The 8,071-nt window shown below is 64.6% G+C and carries 9 protein-coding genes; 5 read left to right on the top strand and 4 right to left on the bottom strand.

Annotated elements, in window-relative coordinates; genetic code table 11:
- The coding region (locus tag VW23_RS18515; RefSeq protein WP_069911024.1) for an aminopeptidase P family protein at positions 1-1,757 on the bottom strand (1,757 nt) is incomplete at its 3' end.
- Positions 1,758-1,892: 135 nt separating this feature from the next.
- On the opposite strand from VW23_RS18515, the gene VW23_RS29680 reads away from it, so the two are divergent.
- On the top strand, positions 1,893-2,021 hold the full coding sequence (locus VW23_RS29680; RefSeq protein WP_280138990.1) for a hypothetical protein: 129 nt from the start codon (positions 1,893-1,895) through the stop codon (positions 2,019-2,021).
- 141 nt (positions 2,022-2,162) lie between these two features.
- Positions 2,163-2,297: a hypothetical protein gene (locus VW23_RS29675; protein ID WP_257720968.1), complete on the top strand. Its 135-nt coding sequence runs from the start codon at positions 2,163-2,165 to the stop codon at positions 2,295-2,297.
- Positions 2,298-2,537: 240 nt separating this feature from the next.
- Here VW23_RS29675 and VW23_RS18505 read toward each other — a convergent pair whose 3' ends face one another.
- The 3 genes from VW23_RS18505 to cls form a co-directional block, all read right to left on the bottom strand.
- Positions 2,538-3,407 (bottom strand): 50S ribosomal protein L11 methyltransferase, encoded by an 870-nt coding sequence (locus tag VW23_RS18505; RefSeq protein WP_069911022.1) that lies wholly within the window; start codon positions 3,405-3,407, stop codon positions 2,538-2,540.
- A 70-nt stretch (positions 3,408-3,477) separates the two neighbouring features.
- Entirely contained in the window at positions 3,478-4,191 is a 714-nt protein-coding gene (locus VW23_RS18500; RefSeq protein WP_069911021.1) for an endonuclease/exonuclease/phosphatase family protein, read from the bottom strand.
- Between the two features lie 19 nt (positions 4,192-4,210).
- Positions 4,211-5,668: a cardiolipin synthase gene (gene cls, locus VW23_RS18495; RefSeq protein WP_244513649.1), complete on the bottom strand. Its 1,458-nt coding sequence runs from the start codon at positions 5,666-5,668 to the stop codon at positions 4,211-4,213.
- A 175-nt stretch (positions 5,669-5,843) separates the two neighbouring features.
- Here cls and VW23_RS18490 point away from each other — a divergent pair, with 175 nt between their 5' ends.
- From VW23_RS18490 to VW23_RS18480, 3 genes are read left to right on the top strand one after another with little or no spacing between them, the layout of a single operon-like run.
- The gene (locus VW23_RS18490; protein ID WP_069911020.1) at positions 5,844-6,773 is read left to right on the top strand and encodes a DMT family transporter; all 930 of its coding nucleotides are present in this window, start codon (positions 5,844-5,846) and stop codon (positions 6,771-6,773) included.
- A 10-nt stretch (positions 6,774-6,783) separates the two neighbouring features.
- Positions 6,784-7,245 (top strand): DUF5680 domain-containing protein, encoded by a 462-nt coding sequence (locus tag VW23_RS18485; RefSeq protein WP_069911019.1) that lies wholly within the window; start codon positions 6,784-6,786, stop codon positions 7,243-7,245.
- A 47-nt stretch (positions 7,246-7,292) separates the two neighbouring features.
- Positions 7,293-7,745, top strand: coding sequence for a nuclear transport factor 2 family protein (locus VW23_RS18480; protein WP_069911018.1), 453 nt, complete (start codon positions 7,293-7,295; stop codon positions 7,743-7,745).
- Positions 7,746-8,071 lie beyond the last annotated feature (326 nt).

The raw sequence follows: 8,071 nt of genomic DNA, 5'->3' as shown, positions 1-8,071 counted from the left end.
CGCTTGTGATACGCGTTCAGCCAGGCCTTTTCCGGTCCGGTCAGCTGCTTTTCGTCAATCAGCCGCAGGTCGATCGGGGCCAGCGTCAGGGTTTCGAACTCGAGGAACTTGCCCTCGCCGCCGACAGCGCTTTCCTGCACGACGAGCAGATTCTCGATGCGGATGCCGTAAGCGCCGGCCTTGTAGTACCCGGGCTCGTTCGAGGTGATCATCCCTGCTTCGAACGGCACCGAGTAGCGGCTCGAAATGCCGATTGGCCCCTCGTGCACCGAGAGGAAGGCTCCGACGCCGTGGCCGGTGCCGTGGTTGTAGTTGACGCCGTCCTCCCAAAGGAACTGCCGCGCCAGCACATCGAGCTGGGCGCCCGTGGTGCCCTTGGGGAAGCGGGTCATCGAGATCGCCATCATGCCGCGCAGCACGCGGGTGAAGCGATCCTTCTGCTCGGCTGTGGCCTTGCCGGTGAACATGGTGCGGGTGATGTCGGTGGTGCCCGACAGATACTGGGCGCCAGAATCGACCAGCATCAGTTCGCCGGGCTTCAGCTGCCGGTTGGTCTTTTCGTCGACCCGGTAGTGGATCACCGCGCCGTTCGGGCCGGCGCCGGAGATTGTGTCGAAGCTGACATCGACCAGCCCCGATTCCTCGCGCCGGAAACTCTCGAGCGCGGTGGCGATGCCGATTTCGTCGAGCTTGCCCTTGGGCGCCTCTTGGTCGAACCAGTGAAGGAAGCGGGCCATCGCCACGCCGTCGATCTTGTGCGCCTCGCGCATGCCGGCGAGCTCGGCCTCGTTCTTGCGCGCCTTCGGCAGCAGCACGGGGTCGCGCCGTTCGATCAGCTTGGCTTCGCTGACGCCGCTGATTGCGTTCGCCACAGCGACCGGCACAGTCGCCGGGTCGAGCATCACCCGCTTGTCGCCGGCGCCGAGTTTTCGCAAAGCGGCCACCATGGTCGCGACATCGGCAACCTTGGCCAGCCCTTTGAGGCCGTGGCGCAGCTCGGGCGTGATCTTCTCCTTATTGAAGAACAGCGTCGGCATGCCGGATTTCGGCACCAGCGCGAAGCACAGCACCACCGGGACGTGCGGCACGTCGCGGCCACGCAGGTTGAACAACCAGTTGATCGATTCCGGCACCGTCAGCACCAGGGCGTCGGCATTGTCCTCGCCCATGGTGGCGCGAATCTCAGCCAGCTTGTCCGGCGCGGTCTTGCCGGCGCGGTTGTGGCCGAGGAACTCGATGGCGGCGTTCGGCGGAAGAGGGCGGTCCGCCCAAGTCTGGTCGACCAGGTTGGCAACCGGCACCAGCGTGGCCTTGCCGGCCAGCTTCTTTTCGAGGTCGGCGACTTCGCTGGGCGTATGCAGCCAAGGGTCGAACCCCAGCTTGCCGTCCTTAGGCACGAAATCGGCGAGTTTTGGCGACAGCCCGCCCTGGCTCGCCTCCAGCACGGTGATCAGCTTGGTGTCGGTCTCGGCCGGCGCCTGCAGGGTGTAGCGGCCATCGACGAACAGCGCGGCCTTCTTTGCGCCGACAATGGCGAGGCCGGCCGAACCGGTGAAGCTCGTGACATATGCGAGGCGCGCCTCGCTGTCGGGCACCATCTCGCCGCGATGCGCGTCGGTACGCGGCACCAGGAATGCATCGACCCCGGCCTCCTGCATCGCCGCGCGCAGCGCTTTGAGGCGGGGCGCCACGGTCTTGGGATCGGTGCGGATATTGAAGCTCTGGTAGACGGTCGGGGCGAAGTCGCTGTCGGTCATGATGATTTGCCGGAAAATGGAATGGCGCGGACCCTAACAGAGGAGGGTGGGGCGCAAAAGCCAGGCCGGACCATTCATTCCCGGTTCAGCGGCCGGGTGGCATTGGCACGCCGGGGCTCCCTCAGGGAGAACAAAATGACTGAACGAAAGACTCTGTTCCGCAGGGTATTCGAATCGATGATCGAAGGCCGGACCAGACAGGCGCAGCGCTACATCTCCCAATACCTCCACGCCAATCCGACGCGGAACGAGTGGCGGCCTTGAGCCGATTCACCCGTTGTTAAGCCGCCCTGCACAATTGGCATGGCTGCCTTTCGCAACAACGACTTACCCGCGGGCTCTGTCCGCATTACATACCGAACGTCGAGAGAAGCTCGACTGAAGTGAAGGAACCGGGAGAACAAGATGCCCGAGAGCAAGAACGATTTCCGCAAGGCGCTCGGCAGCGTCATCGAAGCGCGGGGCCGCGAGGCTACCCGCAGCGTCGGTCGCAGCCGTGAACACCTGCTGCTCGGCGCGCTGACCAAGCGCCCGAACTAAAACCGACGCGCGTCAGCGCGGGGTTTGGACTATCTGTTTTGATGAGTCCCTGGATCGTGAGGTCCGGGGACTTTGCTTTGCGTGCGATACTGCTGGCAGACGGCCCCCTCCCGGCCTCCCCCATAAAGGGGGAGGTGAAGAGGCGAGGCTCTGTCTTCGATCGTGCCAAACGCACCGGCGAGGCACCTCCCCCTTCATGGGGGAGGATGGGAGGGGGCCGTCTCTATCAGTCGGCCTCGCTCAAACCCGCTCCAGCACCAGCGTCGTCCATTCCTTCTTCACGATCCTCTGGCGCAGCACGATGCCCTGCTGCGAATAGGCTGATATCACCCGGTTGGCCTGGGTGTTGAGAATGCCCGACAGGATCACCGTGGCGCCGATGGCGGTGACCTTGCGCATGCCGGGCGCCAAGGAGACCAGGGGGCCGGCGAGAATGTTGGCGACCACCATGTCATAGGGCGCACCGGCAGCGATCTGCCGGTGATCGAGCCCGGTCGCCTCGATGGCGATGATGTAGCGGCCGACGCCGTTGTCGCGGGCGTTCTCCACCGTGGTGGTCACGGCGATCGGGTCGATGTCGCTCGCCAGCACCGGCAAATGGGTGCGCTTGGCGAGGGCGATGGCCAGCACGCCCGTGCCGGTGCCCATATCGAGCATGGCGCGGAAGCGCTTGCGCTTCAGTGCCCGGTCGATGGCTTCGAGGCATCCGGTGGTGGTCTCGTGGTGGCCGGTGCCGAAGGCCTGGGCGGCGTCGATGCGGATGGCGGTGAGGCCTGATGGGGCAGGGTGTTCCTCGTGGCTGCCATGGACGTAGAAGCCGCCGGCGACCACCGGCTGCAGGCCCTCGAGCGATTTCGCCACCCAGTTGACCGTCGGGTCGATCGCCTCAACGGCAAAGCTCACATTGCCGCCCAGCGTCTCGCGGGCGATCCGGTTGAAGGCCTCGACATCCGGCGCGCTGTCGCAGGTCGCCTCGAACACCCACTCGCCGGTGTCCTCGTTCTCGTGCGCCGAGGCGGTGATGGCGATATCCTCGCGGGCCATGACGGCATCGACCAGCGCATAGGCCTGGTCCTTGGTCAGCGGGGTCGAGAGTTGCGAGAGCGTCATCGGGAAATGTCCTGTTCGCCGCTGTTTCAGGGCAGCGGCGTGCTAAGTCAATGGCCAGCCGCGCCCAGCGTTAAGCAGCGGCTTCGGCGCGATCGAGCGACAGGCTGGCCCAGACCGGCAGGTGGTCGGAGCCGGTCCGGGCGAGCGCGGTGCGATGCACCCCTGCCGCTTCGAGCTTGAAATCGCGGCTGGTGATGATGCGGTCGAGCTGCAGCATCGGGCGGCGCGAGTGAAAGCTCGGCCCCAGCGGGATCACGTCGTGGTGCCGCGCAAAGGCGACGAGGCTCTTGCCGTTCTCGGCCCACTGGTTGAGATCGCCCATGATCACGGTCGGCATGTGCTGCTCGAGCTTTTCGAGATGGCTGACGATGGCGTCGGCCTGCTTCATGCGCGAATTGCCGAGCAAACCCAGATGCATGCCGACAATGCGCAGGGCGATGCCGCCGATCACCACGTCGGCCATCACCGCACCGCGCGGCTCGAACGACGGCAGCTCGATGCGCTGCGGGTTACGTACCTCGATGCCTTTTTTCACCAGCAGTACATTGCCGTGCCAGCCGAGGCTCTGCTCGCGGATGCCGAAGCGCACCGGCATGTAGTTGGTGAAGTCGACGATCAGGTCGGGCGACAGCGTCGTGGCGCGTTCGCCGAAGCGCCGGTCGACTTCCTGCAGCGCCACGATATCGGCATCGATCTCGGCGAGGATCTTCATGATGCGCTCGGGCTGCCGGCGCCGATCGGTGCCGACGCTCTTGCGGATATTGTATGAGGCGACTTTGATCATTGGTTCCTGAGGCCCACGTCTAAAGGATGGGCGAGAACAGGCGGGCGGCCTGCGAGATGAAGCGTGGGATCGGGTGGCGCTTGAGCACTTCTTCTCTTGTCACCTTGCGGCAGTTGGCGAAGTCGGTTTCCAGCATCTTTTCCACTGATACGACCACGCTGGGGTCCGGCATCCACACCGTCATCTCGAAATTGATAGCGAACGAGCGGTTGTCGAAGTTCACCGTACCGACGCTGGCGATCTTGTCGTCCATCAGCAGCACTTTCTGGTGCAGGAAGCCCTTCTGGTAACGGTAGATGGCGATATCGTGTTCCACCATGGCGTCGGCATGGGCGTTGCTGGCGAGCCAGACCAGCAGATGGTCGGGTTTGGCGGGCAGCATGATGCGCACGTCGACACCGCGCAGGATCGCCGCGTAGAGCGCGGTGCGCATGTCGGTATCCGGCACGAAGTAGGGGCTGACGATCCACAGCCGCTGCTGCGCCTTGCCGATCACGTCGGCGAAGGCGATGGCGCAGGCCTCGAGCTTGTCAGCGGGGCCGGTCGCCATCACCAGCGCTGAAACATGGCCCGGTTCATCCACCGGATCGGGCGGCGGCAAGTTGAGCGCCTCGCCGGTGGCCCAGAGCCAATCCTCCTCAAAGATCAGCGCCACCGACGATGCGGCCGGCCCCTCGAGTTTCAGCTGGGTGTCGCGCCAGGCGCCGAAGCGCTCGTCTTCGCCCAGATACTCGATGCCGATATTGGCGCCGCCGGTCCAGGCGACCTTGCCATCCACCACCACGGATTTTCGGTGGTTGCGGTAGTTGATCCGCATCGGCCCGAACAGCCTGAGGAACTTGTGGCGATGGTTGAAGCCGAAGATCCGGATGCCCTCGGCCCACATCCGATCCTTAAACTCGCGGGAGAGGCCGCTGCTGCCGACATCGTCGTAGAGCATGTAGACCGCTACCCCGGCACGCGCCCGCTCCATCAGCGCGGCAGCCAGCCGCTGGCCAAGCGCATCGGCCTTCAGGATGTAGAACTGTACCAGAATGTAGGTTCTGGCGGCGGCGATGCCCTCGAAGATCGATTCGAACGTCGCCTCGCCATCCACCAGCAGCTCCGCCGTGTTGCCGGCGAGGAACGGCATGCCGGCGGCACGGCGCTGCACCGGCCATTGGGCCCCGGCCTCGCGGTCGATCACCGCCAGGTCCTCGCTGCGGATCAAACGCGAGGCGCGCACCTGCATGCGGGTCTGGGCGTAGCTGTCAAAATGCTTCCAGCCGAACACCAGGTAGACGATGGTGGTGGGGAAGGGCAGGAAGGCCAGCGACACCAGCCAGGCGATCGAGCCCTGCGAGGTTCGCGACACGCTGATCTCCCGCACCGCGCAGATGATGGCGAGGGCGTAGAAGCCGGCGAGCACCATCGCGATGATGGGGATGCTATCGACGACGGTCTCGACCGCTTCAGTCATGTCGACGACGTCGTTCATTGCCGCTCCACTGGTCTCAGTAAGACTAATAGCCGATGTGCCGGGAACGGCTAGAGCCGAGTTCGGCGCGCAAGATGGTTGCGCGTCGCGGCGAACCCCGCGAGACTAGCAGGCGGACCCTTTCCGGTCCGTCTTCCCGTCTTCGAAAGTCCCGCCAGTGTCGCCGCAACCGCCAATGCTCCGTCAGAACGCCATGACGGGAATTGCGTTCAAGCTGAGCTCGGTTTGCGTGTTCCTGGGGATGTCGAGCCTGCTCAAGGCCTCCGAGGGCATACCTGCCGGGCAACTGGTGTTCTTCCGATCGTTTTTCGCCATCCTGCCGATCATTGCCTACCTGATCTTGAAGGGCGAACTGGGCGTCGGCCTCACGACGAAGCACCCGCTGAGCCACCTGCTGCGCGGCCTGGTCGGCACCGGCGGCATGATGACCGGGTTTTTCGCGCTCACCCAACTGCCGCTCGCCGAGGCGATCACCATCAGCTACGCGACGCCGCTGCTGATCGTGGTGTTCAGCGCCGTATTCTACCACGAACAGGTGCGGCTCTATCGCTGGAGCGCCGTGCTCGTCGGCCTCGTCGGTGTCATCATCATCATCTGGCCGCGCCTCACGGTGTTTTCGGGCGGCATCGCCGATATGAGCGGCGCAACACTGGGCGCCGCTTCGGCGCTGGTCGCGGCCGGATTCGCCGCAACGGCGATGGTGCTGGTCCGCAAGCTCGTCGAAACCGAGCGCTCGGCCACTATCGTTCTGTACTTCTCCCTGACTTCGTCGGTGTTCGGGCTCGCCACCCTGCCGTTCGGCTGGGTGATGCCGACGACCGAGCAGTTCGCCCTGTTGATCGGCGCCGGCATTTTCGGTGGCATCGGGCAGATCCTGCTCACCGAATCCTATCGCCACGCCGATATGTCGGTGGTCGCCCCGTTCGAATATGCCTCGCTGATCCTCTCGGTGCTGATCGGCTACGTGATCTTCCACGATATCCCCACCGTCGAGATGCTGGTAGGAGGCGCCATCGTCGTCGGCTCCGGCCTGTTCATCATCTACCGCGAGCACAAGCTGGGCCTCGAGCGGAAGCGAGCCAGCGAAGTCAGCCCGCCGCAGTAGGGAGCCGGAAATGGACATCGTCGCGCTCGATCGGTTCATCGTGCTGGCCAAGCGCCAGACCTATGTCGGCGATGGCATCAAAGCCGCAGCCAGCCGTACCGGCGCCCACGACCTGACCTTTGCCGACGGCGATTGGTCCTATCGCGACAGCTATTTCGGCGGCACCGACTTCCTCGGACAGGAAACCGTGTGGTTACGCGATGAGCCGGTCTGGGCGATGAACTATTATGGCTACATCCTGCGACCGGAGCTGATCGACGCCAGCCGGGCTGGTGCAACGATCAAGGCGGCGCTCTCCGCCATGTATGCCGAGGGCCGTTTCCTCGGCGGGTTCGAATGGAGCGGTCCGCACGGCATCTATCGCGACGCTTCGACGGGCGACGCCGCGCATTTCCATGGCCGAGAGGCGATCGAGGTCGGCCGCGTCGGGGCCTACGCACTCGACTATTTCGGCGGACTGGTGAAGCCCTAGCGGCCGCCAATCGCAGCACCATATCATCGGCAAACAGGAGAGTGCCGATGTACCATGCAATCGTCCGACGGGTTGTCAGCGGGCTGTTCGATGCCGTCAATCGTGGCGATGCGCAGCCGGTGCTCGATGGCTTCGCGCCGAGCTTCGAGCACATCTTCCTCGGGACGGGTGCACTGGGCGGGCGTCGCACCTCGCTCAGCCAGACCAGGAGCTGGTACGCGCGGCTCTATCGGCTGTTGCCCGACATCCATTTCGATATCGACCGTATCACCGTCAGCGGCACGCCGTGGAACACCCTGGCGGTGGTCGAGTGGCGGGAGCGCAACTCCGGCACCGACGGCGTGGTGACCACCAATCAGGGGATCCACGCCGTCCATATCCGCTGGGGCAAGATGACTCGCCTGATCATCTGCCCGGACACGACACTGCTCGTTGCGACGCTTGATCGACTGAAGCGGGCGGGCGTCGAGGAGGCGAATGCGCCGATGATCGAGGGGTAGGTGACGTTCAACCAATCAACAATACGGGCAGTCGGGGTTCCCTCTCCCGCTTGCGGGCAGGGCTATCGCATATGGAAAGCCACCGGCCATTGTGTGAGTGCCTTCTCCCCTTGTGGTCAGCGGACGAGGGCGTTCGCCCTCGCCGCGAGGTGCCCGAAGGGCGGATGAGGGGTCTCTCTCCGCGCACTCCAGCCGCTCGTCGCTTACGCTCCGACCGCGCTACACTTCGTTGCGCGGACCCCTCATCCGGCCTTCGGCCACCTTCTCCCACAAGGGGAGAAGGCCACCCAACTACTGTCAGTGCTCCTATGCGATAGCCCTGCGCT

Origin of the sequence: Devosia insulae DS-56 (assembly GCF_000970465.2) — a bacterium.
In the GTDB taxonomy this organism is placed as follows: domain Bacteria; phylum Pseudomonadota; class Alphaproteobacteria; order Rhizobiales; family Devosiaceae; genus Devosia_A; species Devosia_A insulae.
The sequence above is the reverse complement of the archived record's forward strand: the minus strand, read 5'-3'. Positions and strand labels throughout refer to the sequence as shown.

Bases quoted from the DNA above. Each gene is read 5' to 3' on its own strand.
- VW23_RS29680 (WP_280138990.1), top strand. From the start codon at position 1,893: ATGACTGAACGAAAGACTCTGTTCCGCAGGGTATTCGAATCGATGATC.
- VW23_RS29675 (WP_257720968.1), top strand. From the start codon at position 2,163: ATGCCCGAGAGCAAGAACGATTTCCGCAAGGCGCTCGGCAGCGTCATC.
- VW23_RS18505 (WP_069911022.1), bottom strand. From the start codon at position 3,407: ATGACGCTCTCGCAACTCTCGACCCCGCTGACCAAGGACCAGGCCTAT.
- VW23_RS18500 (WP_069911021.1), bottom strand. From the start codon at position 4,191: ATGATCAAAGTCGCCTCATACAATATCCGCAAGAGCGTCGGCACCGAT.
- cls (WP_244513649.1), bottom strand. From the start codon at position 5,668: ATGAACGACGTCGTCGACATGACTGAAGCGGTCGAGACCGTCGTCGAT.
- VW23_RS18490 (WP_069911020.1), top strand. From the start codon at position 5,844: ATGCTCCGTCAGAACGCCATGACGGGAATTGCGTTCAAGCTGAGCTCG.
- VW23_RS18485 (WP_069911019.1), top strand. From the start codon at position 6,784: ATGGACATCGTCGCGCTCGATCGGTTCATCGTGCTGGCCAAGCGCCAG.
- VW23_RS18480 (WP_069911018.1), top strand. From the start codon at position 7,293: ATGTACCATGCAATCGTCCGACGGGTTGTCAGCGGGCTGTTCGATGCC.